General features: G+C 65.0%; 19 protein-coding genes. 12 read left to right on the top strand and 7 right to left on the bottom strand.

The annotated features are described in order from the left end of the window. The first annotated feature begins 440 nt into the window (after positions 1-440). The 8 genes from Q8O14_15145 to Q8O14_15110 all read left to right on the top strand — a co-directional run bounded on the left by Q8O14_15145 (position 441) and on the right by Q8O14_15110 (position 10,249). Entirely contained in the window at positions 441-1,292 is an 852-nt protein-coding gene (locus Q8O14_15145; protein MDP2362063.1) for a hypothetical protein, read from the top strand. A 15-nt stretch (positions 1,293-1,307) separates the two neighbouring features. Next, entirely contained in the window at positions 1,308-1,778 is a 471-nt protein-coding gene (locus Q8O14_15140) for a hypothetical protein (GenBank protein ID MDP2362062.1), read from the top strand. A gap of 67 nt (positions 1,779-1,845) precedes the next feature. After that, positions 1,846-2,874 carry an AmmeMemoRadiSam system radical SAM enzyme gene (gene amrS, locus Q8O14_15135; protein MDP2362061.1) on the top strand — a complete coding sequence of 343 codons (1,029 nt, stop codon included), beginning with the start codon at positions 1,846-1,848 and terminating at the stop codon, positions 2,872-2,874. Between the two features lie 245 nt (positions 2,875-3,119). Further along, on the top strand, positions 3,120-3,788 hold the full coding sequence (locus Q8O14_15130; protein ID MDP2362060.1) for a response regulator: 669 nt from the start codon (positions 3,120-3,122) through the stop codon (positions 3,786-3,788). Positions 3,789-3,790: 2 nt separating this feature from the next. Beyond that, positions 3,791-4,711: an HDOD domain-containing protein gene (locus Q8O14_15125; protein ID MDP2362059.1), complete on the top strand. Its 921-nt coding sequence runs from the start codon at positions 3,791-3,793 to the stop codon at positions 4,709-4,711. Positions 4,712-4,986: 275 nt separating this feature from the next. Next, on the top strand, positions 4,987-5,436 hold the full coding sequence (locus tag Q8O14_15120) for an ATP-binding protein (protein ID MDP2362058.1): 450 nt from the start codon (positions 4,987-4,989) through the stop codon (positions 5,434-5,436). Next, positions 5,433-6,638, top strand: coding sequence for a response regulator (locus tag Q8O14_15115; protein MDP2362057.1), 1,206 nt, complete (start codon positions 5,433-5,435; stop codon positions 6,636-6,638). The genes Q8O14_15120 and Q8O14_15115 overlap by 4 nt, the downstream gene beginning before the upstream one ends. Before the next feature lie 383 nt (positions 6,639-7,021). Beyond that, positions 7,022-10,249, top strand: coding sequence for a PAS domain S-box protein (locus Q8O14_15110; GenBank protein ID MDP2362056.1), 3,228 nt, complete (start codon positions 7,022-7,024; stop codon positions 10,247-10,249). A gap of 386 nt (positions 10,250-10,635) precedes the next feature. Here the strand turns inward: Q8O14_15110 and Q8O14_15105 are convergent, their stop codons facing one another. The 4 genes from Q8O14_15105 to Q8O14_15090 form a co-directional block, all read right to left on the bottom strand. Continuing rightward, positions 10,636-11,046, bottom strand: coding sequence for a bacteriohemerythrin (locus tag Q8O14_15105; GenBank protein ID MDP2362055.1), 411 nt, complete (start codon positions 11,044-11,046; stop codon positions 10,636-10,638). 108 nt (positions 11,047-11,154) lie between these two features. Further along, positions 11,155-12,651, bottom strand: a complete 1,497-nt coding sequence (gene glgA / locus Q8O14_15100) for a glycogen synthase GlgA (GenBank protein ID MDP2362054.1) — start codon at positions 12,649-12,651, stop codon at positions 11,155-11,157. Further along, positions 12,648-13,682 (bottom strand): DUF4931 domain-containing protein, encoded by a 1,035-nt coding sequence (locus Q8O14_15095; protein MDP2362053.1) that lies wholly within the window; start codon positions 13,680-13,682, stop codon positions 12,648-12,650. The genes glgA and Q8O14_15095 overlap by 4 nt, the downstream gene beginning before the upstream one ends. Before the next feature lie 9 nt (positions 13,683-13,691). Then, positions 13,692-13,898 carry an SAP domain-containing protein gene (locus Q8O14_15090; GenBank protein MDP2362052.1) on the bottom strand — a complete coding sequence of 69 codons (207 nt, stop codon included), beginning with the start codon at positions 13,896-13,898 and terminating at the stop codon, positions 13,692-13,694. 291 nt (positions 13,899-14,189) lie between these two features. Between Q8O14_15090 and Q8O14_15085 the strand changes: the two genes are divergently transcribed. Genes Q8O14_15085 through pta form a run of 4 tightly spaced genes read left to right on the top strand, consistent with a single transcriptional unit; the run spans position 14,190 to position 17,477 of the window. Then, positions 14,190-14,528 carry an STAS domain-containing protein gene (locus Q8O14_15085; protein MDP2362051.1) on the top strand — a complete coding sequence of 113 codons (339 nt, stop codon included), beginning with the start codon at positions 14,190-14,192 and terminating at the stop codon, positions 14,526-14,528. Beyond that, positions 14,525-16,009 carry a SpoIIE family protein phosphatase gene (locus Q8O14_15080; protein ID MDP2362050.1) on the top strand — a complete coding sequence of 495 codons (1,485 nt, stop codon included), beginning with the start codon at positions 14,525-14,527 and terminating at the stop codon, positions 16,007-16,009. The genes Q8O14_15085 and Q8O14_15080 overlap by 4 nt, the downstream gene beginning before the upstream one ends. 11 nt (positions 16,010-16,020) lie before the next feature. Next, positions 16,021-16,506 carry a pantetheine-phosphate adenylyltransferase gene (gene coaD, locus Q8O14_15075; GenBank protein MDP2362049.1) on the top strand — a complete coding sequence of 162 codons (486 nt, stop codon included), beginning with the start codon at positions 16,021-16,023 and terminating at the stop codon, positions 16,504-16,506. Then, the gene (gene pta, locus Q8O14_15070; GenBank protein ID MDP2362048.1) at positions 16,503-17,477 is read left to right on the top strand and encodes a phosphate acetyltransferase; all 975 of its coding nucleotides are present in this window, start codon (positions 16,503-16,505) and stop codon (positions 17,475-17,477) included. The genes coaD and pta overlap by 4 nt, the downstream gene beginning before the upstream one ends. Positions 17,478-17,900: 423 nt before the next feature. Here the strand turns inward: pta and Q8O14_15065 are convergent, their stop codons facing one another. The 3 genes from Q8O14_15065 to Q8O14_15055 all read right to left on the bottom strand — a co-directional run. Continuing rightward, on the bottom strand, positions 17,901-18,491 hold the full coding sequence (locus Q8O14_15065) for a hypothetical protein (GenBank protein ID MDP2362047.1): 591 nt from the start codon (positions 18,489-18,491) through the stop codon (positions 17,901-17,903). Between the two features lie 184 nt (positions 18,492-18,675). After that, on the bottom strand, positions 18,676-19,032 hold the full coding sequence (locus Q8O14_15060) for a PIN domain-containing protein (protein MDP2362046.1): 357 nt from the start codon (positions 19,030-19,032) through the stop codon (positions 18,676-18,678). After that, on the bottom strand, positions 19,029-19,197 hold a 169-nt coding region (locus Q8O14_15055; protein ID MDP2362045.1), incomplete at its 5' end, for a type II toxin-antitoxin system VapB family antitoxin. The genes Q8O14_15060 and Q8O14_15055, both read right to left, overlap by 4 nt.

The following is a 19,197-nucleotide window of genomic DNA, read 5'->3' as shown; positions in this document are numbered from 1 at the left end:
TTGAGTTGCCCGCGCTGGCCCGTCATCTGGCCCCCGGGGGATCCCCGTGTGCTCAACTGGCCCTCCTGGCCCGCATCACCAACCCGGGTGGTGCGGTGCCACCCTCCAAGGGCCATCGTCCGGGTTTCCGCTTCGGCAGGTCGACTCTCGCCCGTCTGCGCCGGTTGGACTGCCAAATGGTTCTGCGATCACGCCACGACGACCTGCCCCGCTGGGTTGAATGGGTATTGCCGCTGCTTCCATGGCCAGCCCTGGGACTCCTGTTCCTGTCCGTCCTCTTCAGCCAAGTCCGTCTTTTGCTGGTCCTGTCAGGCTTGGCCAACCTGGCTGTGGCTTACTGGCTCAAGCGACGCGTCGAGGCATCCTGCTGGCGTGAGATTATCACCGTGCGCTTCTTGGCTGCGCGCAGGGGTCCGGGGGCCACACTTGGCTCCCTTTGGATGTGGCTGGATGACGCGGTTCGTTGGGATCCCACCGGTCTTGTCGAGTACTTGCGCATCGCCCTGGGTCTGGAGGCGGCGGGCTACGCCCAGGCGAACGACCTCCTGCGGAACCACCCGCATGAGATCGGACGATGCTTGTTGGAAGTGGGGGAGCGGGAGCTGGAGTCCTGTTCACGGGTGGGGAACTTGTTGGTGGAGGGGACCTGGACGGCTGATGCTCACCTCGTGGTGGAGGGGCTGCGCCATCCTCTGGTGGATTCCTGCCAGCCGCTCTCCTTGTCGAGTAGAGCGCAGGTTGTGATCATCATGGGCGACAACATGTCGGGCAAGTCCACCCTCTTGCGCGCGCTGGGCCTGGACATCCTTCTGCGCCAGTCGCTGGGCCATGGCTGCTCCCAATCCCTGGGCCTGCCCACGGCCAGGATGGAAAGCGTCATCGCCAAGACCGACAACCGCGCAGCCGGCGAGAGCCTCTTCTTCCGGGAGCTGTGCGCCACGCGTGAGGCCCTGGACCGCCTTGCGCTTGAAGGCGGATGGCTCCTGCTGGACGAGCCCTTCTCGGGCACGCGTCGGGCCATCCGACATGCCTTGACGCGGGCCGTCCTGGAGGTCTCCGCCCATCGGCGGATCCGCTTCCTCATCGTCACCCATGATGATGGCCTCGAAGTGGCGGGCGCGGAACGCTTCCATTTGGTGGTGGATCCCCCGGAGGCGGGCGGCGGTCGCCACCTTCGCCAGGTCGCCCCCCCCACATGGGACACCGAGAACCTGCTGCGCCGGGCGGGCATGCCCGAGTCTGTGGTGGAGCGCTTCCGCCTCCATCTGTCCGCCCAGGACCCCTGCACCTGACAAGGAGAAGGAGTCATGCTGCTGCTTCATCGCCGTGATCTTGGATGCGCCGTACTGCATGGGGATGCCGGCGAGCTGCCCACGATCGTCCGCCGCAGGAGCCAGGCCCGGGCGCTCAATGCCTGCATGATGTTGTCCATGCTTGGTCTGGTGCCCTTCCTTGTGCGACCGCCGGGCGGCGAGACGGGATTCGGTGTGGGCATCCCTCTGTTCGTGATTTCGCTGATCTGGTGCCGCCAAGCCTATTTCCGGCGCCTGAGCCTCCCCGGCGCCACGCCGCGACGCGCCCCGGATCGCAGGCATCTCCGGCTTGTCATGGTTTGGGCCGTGGCCATCGCCGTGGTCATCGCCCTCGTGGGAAAGATCCTGGCAGGGGCCTCCGGCGAGGACCTGCGCCAAGCCTGGATCGCCAGTGGCGCGGTCACGGCCGCGGGCCTGATCGGCTTGGCCTGGAACCTGAGCCGCCTGCCGCGGGCGCAGGATTGATCCATCCTGGCCTGCTGATGAGTGCCACGTCCAGTGTCCTAACCAGGGGCGGCCCTATCTTGGACCCATGATCTCGCCTGCCGCCCATCCCGCCCGTTGGTGGCGCCCCCTCGACCAGGGCCGCGTCCTCTGCGAGCTGTGCCCGCGGGACTGCCGCCCCGGCCCCGGCCAGCCCGGCTTCTGCCTCATCCGCCGCAACGAGGGAGGCGCCCTCGTCACCGACGGCTGGAACGCCGGCATCGGTTTCGCGGCCGATCCCATCGAGAAGAAGCCCCTCCACCACGTCCATCCCGGCAGCCGCGTCCTCTCCTTCGGCACGGCGGGCTGCAACCTGGGCTGCGTCTTCTGCCAGAACTGGACCATGAGCCAGGCGCGCGAGGCCCTGGGCCGCATGGAGCGCGCCACGCCGGCCATGATCCTGCGCGCCGCCGCCAGCCAGGGCTGTCGCGGACTGGCCTTCACTTACAACGAGCCCGTCATCTTCGGGGAGTTCCTCATCGCCTGCGCCGAGGCCGCCCAGGAGGCGGGCCTTTACACGGTGATGGTGAGCAACGGCTATGTGCGCCTGCCGGCGGCGCGGGAGATCTTCGCCCCCATCGACGCCGTCAACATCGACCTCAAGAGCTTCCGCGATTCCTTCTACCGCAACCTGGCCCGGGGCCGCCTCGCCCCCGTGCTGGAGACGCTGCGCTGGCTGCGCCGCGAGACAAACGTGTGGCTCGAGCTGACCACCCTGCTCATTCCCGGTAAAAACGACGGCGACGAGGAGCTGGGCGAGCTGTGCCGCTGGGTGGCCGGCGAGCTGGGCCCGCCCACGCCCCTCCACCTGAGCGCCTTCCACCCGGACCACAAGCTGACGGACCTGCCGCGCACGCCGGTGGAGACGCTGCGGCGGGCCCGGGCCATCGCCCGGCGAGCCGGCCTCCAGCATGTCTACCTGGGCAACCTGCCCCTGGCCGAGGGTCGCGACTCCTGCTGCCCCGCCTGCCAGGAAACAGTGGTGAAGCGGCCCTTGGGGGGCGCGGCGTGCTGCCACCTCCGGGGGGGGCGCTGCCCTTCGTGCGGGAAGGTCCTGCCCGGCCTCTGGCCATCCTGACCACCTCAAGAGTGGATTGCCTGCCACGCGCCGCCGATAGAGTGGCTTCGCACTGGCTGTTTCCATCATACAACCGAGGAGGAACAGGTGAATCCGTCCATCCCGCTTGCACCGGCTCCCAGTTTCACCCCCTCATGCGGGCTGCTTCGGCCTTCCCGGTGATGACCGACCCAGCCAAGGTTGATTGTCCACCAGGCGTCCGCCAGATCGGCCTGCTCCTGAGCAGGACGGAGGACGAGATCGCCTTGAGCCGAGGCCTTCCCGATTTGGAGGTGGCGACCTTCGATCACCAAGCCCTGGACACCGGCGTGCCACGCCTGCCCGATCTCCTCATCGTGGACAAGACCAGCGCCACCCAGCATCTCCCGCTGCTCACCCGGCTGCGCCACATCTCGCCCGGACTGCTCATCATGCTGCTCCATGAACGAGGTTCGTCGGAGCTTCAACGCGTGCCCCGGGAGATCGGTGCCCTGCTTCCCATTGTTCCGCAGGCGCAGGATATGGGCGAGCTGGCCAAACAGATCCAGAGCCACCTCGCGGACCAACCGGGCAGGGCGGCCACCGTCCTGCTGGTGGAGGACGAGCAGAACCTGCGGGATCTGGCCGCCTACTACCTGCTCCTGCAAGGCTATGCCGTTTTCCAGGCGGAGGACGGGCAGGAAGCGATGACCATCTTTGAGGCGCACCAGCCGGATCTGATCCTGAGCGACCTCTACATGCCGCGCATGAACGGCTTCAAGCTGCTCATGGAGGTGAAGAACCGCACGCCCGCCATGCCCCTGCTGATGATGACGGGGTACAGCTCGGCGGCACAAGCCGTGGGCATGACCCGATACTCGCGGGTCTCCCTCATGCCCAAGCCCTTCCGTCTGACCGAGCTGGGAAGAAACATCCGCACCCTGCTGGAGGAATAGCCATGGCCGAGCAAGCCGCCCACCTTCGTCGGACGCGCCAAGCCGTGCTGGACTGCATCGACGTGCTGGACACCTTGCCCTCCCTGCCCCACGTGGTCACGGACATGCTGCGCCTCATCGCCGATGAGGACTACGCCATGGAAGACCTGAAGAGCCTGGTGCAGCAGGATCCAACGCTGACGGCGCGCGTGTTGCGCCTGGCCAACAGCGCCCATTACGGCAGGCAGAAGGAGATCGACTCCCTGCAGGAGGCCCTCATCCTGCTGGGCGGGTCCGAGATCCACCGCCTGGTGACTACCGCCTCCATCATGAGGAGCCTGTCCGGCGGCTTCGGCGCCGACCGGGTCCTGGACCAGATCGACTTCTGGTCCCATTCCCTGGGGACGGCGGAGCTGGCCCGCGGGATCGCGAGCGCCTTTCGCCTGCAGTTCCGGGGAGCGGATTTCACAGCAGGCCTGTTGCACGACGTGGGCAAAGTCGTGCTCGATCAGTACTTCCACCCGGAGTTCCGCGAATGCCTGGAGGTGGTGGAACACCAGGGGCTCCCTCTATTCGAGGCCGAGCGCAAGGTGCTGGGCATCGACCATGCCGAGGCGGGCTACTTCCTGGCCACCCGCTGGGGTTTGCCCGAGAACCTGCGCGCCGTCATGCGCGACCACCACGCGTTCATGCCGGATCATCCCAACGCCGTCCTGACCTCCTGCGTGCGCCTGGCCGACGTCCTCGTCAAGGAGGGGGACATGGCCTGCCTGGGTGAGCGCAGCCCCTGGGATGCGGTCCTCGATCCCGCCTGGGGCCTGCTCTGCCGGACGGCGGGCCAGCAGGGGAGGGATGCGCACGAGGAGATCCTGGCCAAGGTGCGCGCCAGCGTCCTGGACGTCCGCGGGCAAGTGCGGGCCATGGTGGGCGAACTGTCGGCATAGAAGCTGATGGGCTGGTGGACCGGATCTCGTGGAATGTCGGCTGATGATGCGTCCACGTCGCCCAGCGCTTGGCGCAGCCCTGCTCGTTCACGTACCGCGGTGGTGTCTGTCCCGGCCCTGGGCTGAACCTGCCCGCCCGCCGGGACGATAAGGAGGCATGACCGGCGGAGCGTCGATCGCCCCGCCCCCCGACCAGGCGGTTGGAAGAGCATGACCACCGCCCGTCCACTTGCATGGCGCGGTCAGTTTGTCCGTGTGCGAGGAAGGCCGCCTCCTTGGCCAGCGAGATCCTGGAGGGGACAAGCTCGCTCGACCTGGACCACCTGCCGGACGTGACTCCACGAGCCCTGGCCCCGAGCCAGGAGGGCGTGCAACGTGCCACCGGCATCGTGCAGGCCATCAAGGAGAAGCGCGCCAGCCAGGAGCATCCGGAGCTGGGGCTCATCCGCATCCGCACAATGACCACGCCGACTGAACCTGTGATCGAGGTGGAGGATGACAGGGCCGGCATTCCGGCCATGGTGCCTCTCCACATCTTCGAGCCCTACTACACGACCAGGGACGTGGGCAAGGGCACGGGCCAGGGTCTGGCCGTCACGCGCAACGTGGTCGTGGAAAACATGGAGGACGTGTCGACGTGGCGTGCGAAGCCGAGGCGGGATCCATCTTCCGGGTTGTTTTCCCTTGATACCGTTGACGGCCCTTCTCCAGGAGACCTTCGATGAGTGAGGACATCAAGGCCCGCGTGCTCTTCGTGGATGACGACCCGAACATCCTCGACAGCTTCCGCCGCACCTTCCGCGCACACTTGGACTTCGACACCGCGGATTGCGGCCAGACCGCCCTTGTGATGCTGCGTGAGCAGGGTCCCTACGCCGTCGTCGTCAGCGATCAACGCATGCCGCAAATGACCGGCATCGCGCTGCTGCGTGAAGTGCACAAGGCCTTCCCGGACATCGTGCGCATCATGCTCACCGGCAACGCCGACCAGCAGACGGCCATCGAGGCGGTCAACAACGGGCACATCCACCGCTTCCTGACCAAGCCCTGTCCGCCGGCCACCATTCTCAACGCTGTCCAGGAGGGTCTGCGCATCTGGACCCGGCAGCAAACGGAGCGCGAGCTGCTGGAGCAAACGCTGGCCGGCAGCCTGCGCGTCATGACGGAGGTCCTGGCCACCATCCATCCGGCCACGGCCGACCAGAACCAGCGCATGCTGCGCATGATGCGCCACGTGGTCAAGACCCTTCATTTGTCCAATGGCTGGCAGTATGATATCGCCGCCATGCTCTCCCAGATCGGGTGCATCGCGCTTGATGCGGACCTGCTGGCCCGGGTCAACGCCGGCTACGAACTTGGCAAGGAGGACGAAGGGCTCTTCCAGGCCCATCCCGAGGTGGGGGCCCGCCTCATCCGGCACCTGCCCCGCCTGGACACGGCGGCGGCGATGATCGCCCTGCAGTTCACCCCCCTTGGTGAGAAACTCGACAAGCCGCTGGCTGACCTGAGTCCGGCCGAAATCGGCGGGCACATCCTTCAAGTGGCCGTGCGTGTCGACCAGGCCATGCGGCGTGGCAGTTCCTACAAGGCGGCCTTGGAGACGTTGAAGGGGAGGGCCGCCGGCGTGCGCCAGGATGTGCTGTCCGCGCTGCATGGCTTAGGTCTGGAGTCCGTCGTCTTGGAGAGCAAGCCGGTCCGCATGAGGGACCTGCGCATCGGGCAGTTGTTGGCCGACGACATCCAGGCCAGCAATGGAATCACACTCGCGGTCAAGGGCCAGATCATTTCGGATTTGATGCTGGAGCGCATCCGCGCCTTCGATCGTGGGGTGGGTCTGCGCGAGCCCTTTCTCATCATGGTGCCTTTGGCAGATGAGCAGACCGGCGACCTGCCCGCCGACGCAGGCCCCGGCGCCAAACGGGACTGAGGAACCCACCAGCCGTCCTTTTCAGCTTGCGTCTTGCTGTCACAGGACCTTCGCGCAGGCAAAGAGCCAGGACCCGCAAATCGTATCGGGTCAAGTCGCCCACCGCCAATTCCTGCGAGCAGAGAAAAGCTCAAAATCTGCTCAACGGCCCCCTCCTGAACAGGTCCCCGATTTCTAGGTTGTTGTCCGTATCCATCTGAGCATGATCGACTGACCAGGGATCAACCCAAGCGGCAAAGGACATCCGGTGGGACACGGGTGTGTCAGTGGCGGGATCCAGGAGACCAAAGTGAAGAGGGCGCGGCATGGGCAAGCCAAATGCATGGAATTGGGTGGCGGTTACCGCCCTGATTGGGGCTGTGGTCGGCGGCGGCCTGTACCACATGAGTAAGCGTGCGGACCTGCGGCGGGAGGTCGAACACGATCTGCTCATCCTGGCGGACTTCAAGGCGAAGGAGATCGCCAACTGGTTCCATGAGCGCCAGGCCGACGCCTCCATCCTGAGCCAGAGCCTCTCCTTGTCCAAGGACGTCTCCCTGCTGCTGGATCGACCGGCGGTCGGCGGCGCCACCGGGGCGGACCGTCACTTGGCCGCCGCTGTCCTCCAGCGGCTGTTCACCAGCTACTGCGAGGCCTACGGCTATTCCCAGGTGCAATTGGTTGACGGCCATGGGCGGGTTGTGGCCAGCGCCACCGGGGAGCCTTCGGATGTGGATCCGCTCATGCTGGATGTCGTGGTGGAGGCGATGAAGGGCGGCGATGTCCGCCTTGTGGACCTGCACACCTGCGCCAACGAGGCCAGGCCGCACTTGAGTCTGATGGCGCCCGTGCGGGCCCTGCATGCCCCGGGGGATCCGCCCGCTGGTGTGGTTGTTCTCATGTCGCGGGCGGGCGACGTCCTCCATCCCTTGATCCAGGCCTGGCCCCGGCCCAGCCGGACAGGTGAGACCCTGCTCGTTCGGCAGGAAGGGGACAGCATCCTGTTCCTCAATGATTTGCGCCACCCGCCCCAGCCCGCGCTGTCAATGCGCTTGCCATTGACCACGCCGGGCCTGCCCGCCGCCCGGGCGCTGGCGGGGGAGATGGGCGTGATGCGGGGCGTCGACTACCGCGGCGTGGATGTGCTGGCCGCCGCCGCACCCGTGGCCGGCACCCCCTGGGCCATCATCGCCAAGGAGGACGCGGCCGAGGCCATGTCCGTCATGCGGCACGAATCAACCCTTATCCTCCTGATGATCGCCGCCCTGCTGTTGGCGGCCGGCGGCACCCTCGCCTTGCTGCGCCAGCGCGAAGCACGACGCCACCTGCAGGACCAATTGGAGAAGGAGTGGGAGCTGGGCCGCGCGGCCCGCCGCCACCAGGTTGTTCTGCATTCCATCGGCGATGCGGTGATTTCCACCGACGCCCAGGGCCGGGTGGAGCTGATGAATCCCGAGGCGGAGTGGCAGACCGGCTGGACCTTGTCCGAGGCGCGGGGCCGGCCACTGGAGGAGGTCTTCCACATTGTCAACGAGGATACGGGCAAGGTTGTTGAAAGCCCGGTGACCAAGGTCATCCGCGAGCGCAAGGTGGTGGGCCTGGCCAACCACACCAAGTTGGTGACACGCTCGGGTGCGGGGCACCCCATCGCCGACAGCGGAGCACCCATCGAAGAGGACGACGGCTCCTTGTCCGGCGTGGTGCTGGTTTTCAGGGACCAGACTGGAGAGCGCGCAGCGCAACGGATCCTGACCGAGAGCGAGGCCCGCTTCCGCGCCACCTTCGAACAGGCGGCCGTGGGCATGGCGCACACCGATCCGGAGGGTCGCGTCCTGCGGGTGAACCAGGCGGCCTGCCACATGCTGGGCTACAGTTTCGCGGAGCTGGCCGCCATGACCTATCAGCAGGTCAGCCATCCGGAGGAGCTGGCCGAGGATCTGGCCACGCGCGGCAGGCTCCTGACCGGCTCCGAGTCCTCCTACACGCGCGAGAAGCGTCTGGTGCGCAAGGACGGCAGTCTTTTGTGGGTCGAGGTGACCGTCTCCCTGGTGCGCAGCGAGGACGGCACCCCGGCCTACTTCTTCTCCGTCCTGCAAGACATCACACGACGCAAGGCGGAGGAGTCCCGGCGCCTTCTGCTGCAGTCCGCCGTTGAGCAGGTGGGCGAGACCGTCTTGCTGACGGACGCGGCCGCCACCATCGTATTCGTGAATCCGGCCTTTGAACAGACCACGGGTTACACGCGAGACGAGGTCTTGGGAAGGAATCCGCGCATGCTGAAGAGCGGTCGGCATGGTCCCGAGTTCTATCAGGAGATGTGGGAGGTCCTGACCAGGGGCGAGGTCTTCAAATGCCAAATGGTCAACAAACGCAAGGATGGAAGCCTGTTCACAGAGCATGCGACCATCGCGCCCGTGCGCGGCCCCATGGGCGATGTCACGCACTACGTGTCCGTGAAGCGGGACATCACGCTGGAGATCGAGCTGGAACAACAACTGCGCCAATCCCAGAAAATGGAGGCGGTGGGGCGCCTGGCCGGCGGCGTGGCCCACGATTTCAACAACATCCTGCAGGCCATGCTGGGCTATGGCAACATGCTGCAGGCGACCCTCCCGGCCGGCAGCGAGGAGGCCGAGTTCGTGGATGAGATCGTCAATGGCGCCGAACGCGCCGCGGCCCTCACGCGGCAACTTCTGGCCTTCAGCCGCAAGCAGAACATCCAGCCGCGCGTGTTGAATCTCAACGACACGATCGTGGGCATGCTGAGACTGCTGGGCCGCCTCATCACCGAGGACATCGACCTCCAATGGCACCCGGGCCACGACCTGCATCCGGTCTTGATGGATCCGGAGCAAATCAACCAGATCCTGGTCAACCTGGTGGTCAATTCCCGAGATGCCATTGACGGGGCGGGCACTGTCACCATCGAGACGGCAGCGGCTGTCTTCGACGACGAGTATTGCGCCCATCATGACGGGGCCATTCCCGGGAACTACGTCCTGCTGGCGGTGAGCGACACGGGGTGCGGCATGGACGACGAGGTCCGCGTCAAGATCTTCGAGCCCTTCTTCACGACCAAGGAACTGGGCAAAGGAACGGGCTTGGGGCTGGCCACGGTCTACGGCATCGTGAAGCAGAACAATGGCTACATCAATGTTTACAGCGAAGTGGGCCGTGGCGCCACCTTCCGCATCTACTTGCCGGAGGTAGCGGACGGGGTTGTGGTGCGGGACGTGGCGGAGGCGGGCAAGGCCCTGCGGGGAGGCAGTGAGACCATCCTGCTGGTGGAGGACGAGATGCCCCTGTTGCGCTTTGCCGAGCACCTGCTCACAAGCATGGGCTACACGGTCCTGGCCGCGGGCAGCCCCATGCGGGCCTTGGAGTTGGCCCGGTCCTGCGGGGTCCCCATCCATTTGCTGTTGACGGACGTGGTGATGCCGCAAATGAGCGGCCGCGACCTTCACGCCGCGCTGCGGGAGAAGCAGGGCGAATTGAAATGCCTCTACATGTCCGGCTACACCAGCAACGTCATCGCGCACCGGGGCATCCTGGAGGAAGGCGTGCACTTCCTGGCCAAGCCCTTCACGAGAAAGGAGCTGGCCTTGAAGCTCCGGTCCATCCTGGATTCCTGATCGGCGGCCCCATCCCCGCCCGCGACACCTGCCGCCCCGCCTGCCGGGGGTTAGTGGACCGAATCACGTGAAATGACGGATGATGACGCGTCCAGGTTGCCCAGTGCAAGGCGCAGACCCGCAGGCGTAGCGGTGCTACGTCAAGGGGCTGCAACGCAGCAATGGGTGACGTGGGCGCTTCCCGCAGGGTTTGCGTTTTGGACTGAGTTCATTGATGTACAATGGATTCAGCAAACAGCATCCGTCAGATTACGTGATTCGGTCCACTAGGCTCATGTCCAGACCAGAGGGGGGATGGCAGGTCTTGTCGCCGTGGACCTGCCTCTGTAGTGGCATGGCCATCCGCGGGTTGTGGGAAGGGGGAAGCGCCAAGGCGCGAGGTGAATTCAGCGCAGGCCGCGGGAGCGAAGGTGGGCGCCGGCCCGCTGATCATCATCCAGCATGTGGTTGACGATCCAGTCACGGATGAAGAGGGCGAGCTTCAGGGGCGCCAGGCGGCCGCGCTTGTAGAGGTCCACCTGCTCCGCCAGACTGATCACAAGCTTGCCATGCTCCTCCACGTGCGCCGTCACTCCGGGGTAGAAATGACGGCGCATGAGATCCTCCTCGCAGCGGAAATGGGTGCGGGCGTAAAGCACGAGGGCCTCCAGCACCGACCTCTCCTGCGATTCAGCCCGGCCTTGGCCCTGGTGGATGGCGTCATAAAGCTGCTCCAGCAGTTCGAACAGGCGCTGGTGCTGTTCATCGATCTGCTGAATACCGGTCGCATACTCTGCTTTCCAACCCGCTTGGGCCATGTGCCGTCGCCTCCCGGGAATCACCCATTGCTCCGTGCATCGGCCGGGCGCATGGGCAACTTGAGGGGGAGCGGGTTGGCAGGCTATCCGTCGGCTTGTCCCTTGTGGTCATTCCCCCCAGCGCGACCGTTCGCGCACCAGGAAGAAGAGTTCTTCATAGAGGCGGGCGCTCTGCTCCCAGGAGAAGTCCTGCTTCATGGCGTTCTTCTGCAGCCGGCGCATGGCGCGCGGATTGCGCCAGGCGCTGAGGGCCGTGTCCACCGCCTCGAGCAGGGCCTCGGCGTTGTAGTCGGTGAAGGAGAAGCCGGTGCCGTGATCGGCGTCATCCAGGAAGGGGATCACCGTGTCCTTCAGTCCGCCCGTGGCGTGGACGATGGGCAGGGTGCCGTAACGCATGGCGTACATCTGGCTCAGCCCGCAGGGCTCGTAGCGGCTGGGCATGAGGAAGAAATCAGCCCCGCCGTAGATCTGGTGCGCCAGGGCCTCGCTGTAGCCGATGCGCACGGCCATGTGATCGGCGTGCCCGGCCGCCACATCGGAAAGGAAATGCTCGAACTGGGCTTCGCCCGTGCCCAGGATGACCAGGCGCAGATCGCGGGCCAGCAGCCGGTCCAGGCAGCCGGCCAGGATGTTCATCCCCTTTTGCCCGGTCAGCCGCGTCACCATGGCCAGGACCGGGCCCCGGTAGTCCGGATCCAGCCCGAATTCGCGCAGCAGGCGCGGCCGGTTGCCCGCCTTGCGTGTCAGGCGGGATGAGGCGTAGGGTTCGGCCAGCAGCGGGTCGGTGGCTGGATTCCAATTATCCATGTCGATGCCGTTGAGGATGCCGCGCACACGGTCGCCATGCTGGCGCAGGACGCCGTCCAGGCCGTGTCCCAGCTCCGGTTGGCAGATCTCCCGGGCGTAGGTGGGCGACACGGTCACCACCTCGTCGGCGAAGGAGATGCCGGCCTTCAGGCAATTGAGTTGGCCGTAGAATTCGAAGGGCGAGAGCGGGAAGAGCAGCTCCCGCGGCAGACCCAGCTTGGTGATGGACTCGGCCGGGAAGACGCCCTGGTAGCCCAGGTTGTGGAGGCTGAGCACGCTGCGGGTGTGCTGCAGGCGGCGGTCCTCCTGGTGCCGGATGCGCAGCAGGGCGGGCAGCAGGGCCGTGTGCCAGTCCGCGCAGACCAGCAGGTCGGGCTGCATGTCCGTCTGCCGGATCAACTCCAGCACAGCCGTCTGGAAGAAGAACCAGCGCTCGTCGTCATCCGGCCAGGGCCGGCCCGTCGCCGGATCGTCGTAGATGCCGGAGCGCTCGAAGTAGTACTGGTTCTCGATGAAGATGGCGCGGCACTCGCTGCGCGGGTAGGAGGCGGCGTAGATGCGGGTGGGGAAATCCACTCCCTGGAAGCGCACCTGGATGGTGGCGAGGTGCTCCAGCCCCGCCTCCTCGCGCTCCACCGAGGCGTAGAGCGGCAGGATGGTGGCCACTTCGTGCCCCAGGGCGAAGAGCTCGCGGGGGAGGGCGCCCAGCACATCCCCCAATCCGCCGCTTTTGATCCAGGGCACCGCCTCCGCCCCGGTGAACAAGATGCGCAACACGCCCCGCCGGGGAGCCTTCATGCCTCCACCTGTGCCTTGCGCAACTGGTCGGCGGCCACTTCCGGCGCCACGGGATTGATGTAGAAGCCCGTGCCCCACTCGAAGCCCGCCGGCTGGGTCATGCGCGGGAGGATCTCCACGTGCCAGTGCCAGTCGTGGACAATGGTGTCCCAGTAGTTGCTCCGCCGCATGTGGTGGTGCGTGTTGGGCGCGGTGTGGAAGACGAAGTTGAAGGGCGGATCGCCCAGGGCGAGGCGCAGCCGCTTGAGCACGATGTGCATGATGCGCGACAGCTCGGCCACCCGCTCCGGCGCCTCCACGCCGAAATCGTAGGAGTGGCGCCGGGGCAGGACCATCACCTCGTAGGGGAAGCGCGAGGCGTAGGGACAGATGGCCACGAAGTGGTCGGTGAGGGCCACCAGGCGGGAGCCCACGTCCATCTCCTGGGCCAGGATGTCGCAGAAGAGGCAGCGCTCCTTCAGGCGGAAATGCTCGCGGGCGCTTTCCAGCTCGTTGGCGACGGTGCGCGGCGTGATCGGCGTGGCGATGATCTGGGTGTGCGGGTGGGCGATGGTGGCTCCCGCATCGGCGCCGTAGTTCTTGAAGATGATGACATACTTGAAGCGCGGATCCTTCTTGAGATCCACCAGGCGAGCCTGGTAGGCCAGGAAGATGCGCTCCATCTGCCCCGTCCCCATCTCCGCCATGTGGAGCATGTGGCGGGGCGTCTCGATGAGCACCTCGTGGGCGCCGATCCCGTTCATGGCGTCGTAAAGGCCCACGCCGTGCCGGTCGGGCTCCCCCTCGATCTGCAGGGCGGGGAACTTGTTGGGCACCACGCGCAGCTCCCAGCCCGGCGTGTTGGGCGGGCGGCCGGCCGGTCCGTCCGCCATGATCTCGGGCGGGGTGGCGCCTTCCATCCCTTCGCAGAAGGGGCAGGCGGGGTTTCGCGGAAAACGCAGCTCCCCCCGGAACTGAAGCGGACGGGCGCCCCGCTCCTTGGCGATGATCACCCAGCGGCGCTGGATGGGATCGTGACGCAGTTCGGGCATGGAGCGTTCCTACTTGAGCACGCCGACGGACTTGAAACAGTCCTCCCGCCAGACGCAGTCGATTTGATCGCAGACCCCGTCCACGGCCGTGGCGAAGCAGTCGAAATTCCCTTCGGAAAGCTGCAGGAGCCGGACCAGTTCGACGCGGCTGGCGCCCGGCGGTTGTTTGATCCCGCGGGCCTTCACCATGGCCCGGATCTCATTGAAGTTGGGCAAGTGTCTCTCCTTTCCTGCGACGGACCCCACCTGTCGCACCGGGCTTGGCTCTGCAAGAAGCCTGGCCTTTCCACTATCGGCCAGTGGCGGACACGAATTCTGTCCGAAGTCGGCCATGCAGGGACAAGTCTGTTGATCAACAGTCACTTGCCCCCTCGCAATGGTCAAAGTAGCATATCGCCCCTGCCCGCCGGTGAGCTTGGCATGTGGCGGGGAGGGCGCTTCACCCTCCCCCCTGATTGTTTGCCCACAGGGTGAATGATAGATTCGACCGGACCAAGGAGGCATACCATGAAGATCTCGGCAGCCACGCAGGGCGGCGTGGTGGTTCTCACCCTCAAGGGAAACCTGTTGGGAGGGCCCGACGCGGACACCTTCTACAACGAGGTCAAGTCCTACCTGGACCAGGGCAGCCGCAACTTCGTCCTGGACCTGTCCAACGTCAAGCTGATGAACTCCTCGGGGCTGGGCATCCTCATCAAGGCCCTGAAGCCGGTGCGGGAGGCGGGTGGCGACTTCCACCTGGCCTGCGTCACGGAGAAGATCGACTCCCTCTTCATGATCACGAAGCTGTATCAAGTCTTCAAGAGCTTCCCCGACGTGGAACAGGCGGTCCGAGACTTCGCATGACCGTCCCCGGACCGGAACCGGTCCATTCCTCCATCCCGGGCGCCCACTCCGGCGAAGATGTCCTGGACCCCTTGCGCGTCCTGGTGGAGCGCCTTGAGCGGTTGATCTCTTCCCCGCACGCCCCCGCCACAGCGCCCGACAAGTCCTGGCACCTGCAGGTCAAAGCGCTCCTGGAAGAGCTTTCCCTCCAGACCAGCAACGTGCGGGACCTGCTCGAGCCGGCCCGCACCCTGCGTGAGAACCGCCTCCTGCGGGAGGTGGGCCGCCGGTTGGGGCAGGAGCTGTCCACGGAAGGCCTCGCCCTGCTCATCATGGACACCCTGGGCGGGGTGGTGGATTTCGACGCCGCCGGCATCTATTTCATGGATCCGCGGGACGGCACCATCCGCTGGGAATCCCTGCGCGGCTACGACACGGACAAACTCCATCTCGTCCGGCAGAAGCTGGACCGCGGCATCATGGCCTGGATCCTCAAGCACGGCCGGTCGGTCATCGTGCCGGACGTGCGGGAGGATCCCCGCTACTTCAATGCCCGCGACCGCACCTTGAGCGAGCTGGTCGTCCCCATCCTCCACGAGGGCAGGATGATCGGCTTCTTCAATCTGGAATCCGACCGGGTGGGCACCTATGGCGAGCAGGAGCGCCTCCTGATGGAGGTGCTGGCCAGCCAGGTGGCGCAAACGGTTGAATACATGCTGCTGCGGGCCGACCGGCTGGAGCGCCGCCGCGTGGTGGCCGACCTTCAGGTGGCGCGCAACATCCAACGCTCCCTTCTGCCCAAGCAGGGCCTGCTCCTCCATGACATCGAGGTGGCCGGTCTCAACCTGCCCTCCGCCGAGGTGGGCGGCGACTATTTCGACCATTTCATGATCACGCCCCAGGATGTGGGTCTCGTCATCGCCGACGTGGCGGGCAAGGGCATCCCCGCCAGCCTGATCATGGCCAGCGTGCGGACGGGCATCCGCATCCTGGCCCAGCATCGCCTGGACATGACGGGCATCATGGGCCACCTCAACGAGCACCTGCTCGAGGTGACGGAATCGGACAGCTTCGTCACGGTCTGCTACGGCGTCTATCATCGGCCCAGCCGGCGCCTCAGCTACGTCAACGCCGGGCACAACCCGCCCTTGCTCATGCGCGCCCGCAGCCATGCCATCGAGTCGCTGGACAGCGGCGGCCTCATCCTGGGCGCCTTTCGCGGCGTCACCTATGAGATGGGCATTGTCGATCTGGAGCCGGGCGACCGACTCCTCTTCTACACGGACGGCCTCAACGAGGCCCTGGACCGGCAGGGCAACGAATTCGGCATGGGCGATGTGCGGCGCACCCTGAGCGAGTCCCGCTGGCTGGACGCCGCCAGCCTGATCCAGGCCCAGCTGGCCTCCTTGCGCCGCCACACCGGGGCGGGGGAGCGGGCCGTCCGTTTCCAGGACGACCTGACCTTGATGGCCCTGGTCTGCCGCGAGGAGAACCAGGAATGAGCGGGAGATCCATGCGCACGGCCATCTATCCCGGCACCTTCGATCCCATGACCCTGGGCCATCTGGATATGGTGGCCCGGGCCCGCCAGACCTTCGACGAGGTGGTGGTGCTGCTGGCCGTCAACGTCGACAAGACGCCGCTCTTCCCGTTGGAGCAGCGCCTGGCCCTGGTCAAGGCCTGCACGGCCGGCCTGCCCGGCGTGCGGGTCGACTGCCACGACGGCTTGCTGGCGGAGTACGCCCAAAGGACCGGGGCCTCCGCCATTGTGCGCGGCCTGCGGGCCATCAGCGACTTCGATTACGAGTTCCAGATGGCCATCATCAACCGGAAGCTGGCTCCCGGCGTGGAGACGGTTTTCCTCATGCCCAGCGAGGAATGGAGCTACCTCAACAGCTCCATCGTCCGGGAGCTGTGGCGGTTCGGCGGCGACTACTCCCGCTTCGTGCCGGAGGTGGTGCGGGCGGCGATGGACCACATACAAAGGACCACTCCATGAATATCCTGGACACCCTGCAGCAGAAGGCGCGAGAGCGCGGCAAGCACGTCGTGCTCCCCGAGGGCGAGGACGTCCGCACCATCCAGGCGGCGAAGTTCTTGAAGGAAAAGGAGATTTGCCGGATCACGCTGCTCGGTCGGCGGGCCGTGGTGGAAAGCCTGGCCGCCGAGCACGGCCTGCAGCTGATGAGCCGCGAAATCGTGGATCCCGCCACCAGCGAGTGGACGGCGGACTTCGCCCATGAGCTCTTCAACCTGCGCAAGGCCAAGGGCATGACCCTCGAGCAGGCCCAGGAGGCCGCCCGCTCCGTCATGTACTTCGCCGCCTTCATGGTGCGGCGCAAGATCGCCGACGCCAGCGTGGGCGGCACCAACCACACCACCGGCGACGTCATCCGCGCCGGCCTGCACGCCCTGGGCATGGCCCCGGGCATCGACACGGTCTCTTCCAGCTTCCTCATGGTGATGCCCGACGGCCGCCTCTTCACCTTCGCCGACTGCGCCATCGTGCCGCAGCCGGACGCCAAACAGCTGGCCAGCATCGCCCTGGCCTCGGCCAAGACCCACCGCGCCCTGACCGGGACGGAGCCGCGCGTGGCCATGCTCAGCTTCTCCACCAAAGGCAGCGCCAAGCATGCCGACGTGGACAAAGTGCTGGCGGCGCTCGCCCTCATCCACCAGGCGGATCCCGAACTCTCGGTGGACGGGGAGCTGCAACTGGACGCGGCCATCGTCCCCAAGGTGGCGGAGAAGAAGGCCCCGGGCAGCCCGGTGGCGGGGAGCGCCAACGTGCTGGTCTTTCCCGACCTGGACGCCGGCAACATCGGCTACAAGCTGACCCAGCGCCTGGCCGGCGCCGAGGCGATCGGCCCCACGGTGCAGGGACTGGCCGCCCCCTTCATGGATCTCTCGCGGGGCTGCTCCTGGAGCGACATCGCCAACGTGGCGGCCATTGCCGCGCTGATGGCCTGATTTATCCACCATCCTGAATGAAACGGCAGCGGGCGGCGCAAGCGTCGCCCGCTCTTAGTGCGGGACGGATCAATCACAGTCTCGGTGTCGTCAGCCGCGACGCGCCAGACGTGGCGCTCGCCTGTGTTTCCTTGTCTTCTCTTTGCGTCCTCTGCGCAAGCGGCGTGACAGTCGGTGCCGACGGCTGCGATCTCATGCTAGTAGACCAATTCCCGTGATCTGCCGGATGCTGTTTGCTACACAATGCATGGGGGATGGATCTTTGGTAGCCTCGCAAACCCTACGGGAAGCGCCCAAGCCGCCCATCGCCGCGTTGCCGCGCTTTGACGCAGCCCCACTGCGCCGGCGGCGCGGACGCCCTGCGCTGGACGGCCTATGCACGTCATCATCCGTCATCTCACGAGAATCAGTCCACCAGGTAGATCACTTGAACTGCGCCTTGATGTCTCCCCATGTCTTTCTAACCGTAGTACTTCCATATGTCATTACGATTTGCACAGACGTTACGGTCGCAAGCGCGTCTAAAATCGGCTCACCATCAATGCAGTAGGGAGCAAGAAAATTTAGCGTCGCTAAAACATTTATACCTATTAACTGACTAAAATCGGGATTCCACCCCGAAGAAAATGGCACAAAATTGGCAACCACGTTCGTGAAATCGCCTTCTGGAGGAAGGATATCTGCCACGAAAAGTATTCTCTCCTCATCTTCATCCTGCAAGCAAAGAAGTAGTTCGCCAATGAAGGGCATGTCTTCATAACTCCCATCATATATGTTGTATCGGCGCATAATGCCGCTCGTCGAGCTCCCTGAGATAATTAGCTGAATACTCTCGATGTAAGTTGCCTCCCAGGGTATGTTGAGCCATGCACCTCTAGTCTGCACACCATCATTGGGGGGAAGAACGCCAGTATCGTAAGCACCTGTAAGCTCATCCATCTCTACAGCCTTGCTGGTAATCGGAAAGATTTGCAAGGTAATCCATGCGATTATCAGGCACTTTGAAATGTTCATCAAACTAGAACTCATCGGATACCTCGCTACTCACAACAAAACTTGGCTTAACGTTGGCTTCAGCCGCGGAGCGCCTGGCGCGGCGCTTGCCTTTCTCCTACCGACGTTTGCTTTCGAACTCAAAATGCATGCGCCTTGACGGGCGCGAAGTCGGCTGCAAGCGGAGTTAGCAAGCCTTTAGCGATTAATTGACTAATCCAAGACCCTCAGCAGCGCGAACAAGCGCTTTATCATAAGTCCACAGCCGACACCCTGTCAAATGAGCTGAAGCAAGGAGATTGATGTCGATCCATCCCAGCCTCAATCCAAACAGCTTTCTTGATTCCATGAACTGGATCGTCTCATCGTATTCAGTAATGCGCGCCTGCGGTAATGAGGAAAGAAGACCCAGGATCTCTAAGCGATTGCTGAGGTTGCCACATGCAAGCTCAGCAAAGACGAGAGGGTGATGGAGAACCAACCCTGCATTGAGCAACTGCACAAGCTGATCATTCCCTCTACGAAGGTGATCAATCCAAACAGATGTATCGACCAGCGTCATTGAACGGCTTCGGAGCGCCGGCGCGGAATGATCTGAAGATTCTTCTCAGATCCCCCAAGCACGGCCAGTCGACGGGCGCTCTCAAGCGCGATGAGCGCTTCAAGACCCAACCTGATGAGCGAAGTCTTTTCGGAAATGCCGGTGAGCTTCGAGGCCTGGCTTAGA

It is taken from the genome of bacterium (assembly GCA_030685015.1).
Lineage (GTDB): Bacteria > CAIWAD01 > CAIWAD01 > CAIWAD01 > CAIWAD01 > CAIWAD01.
Note: the sequence above shows the minus strand (reverse complement) of the source record. Positions and strands in the feature narration are given on the sequence as shown.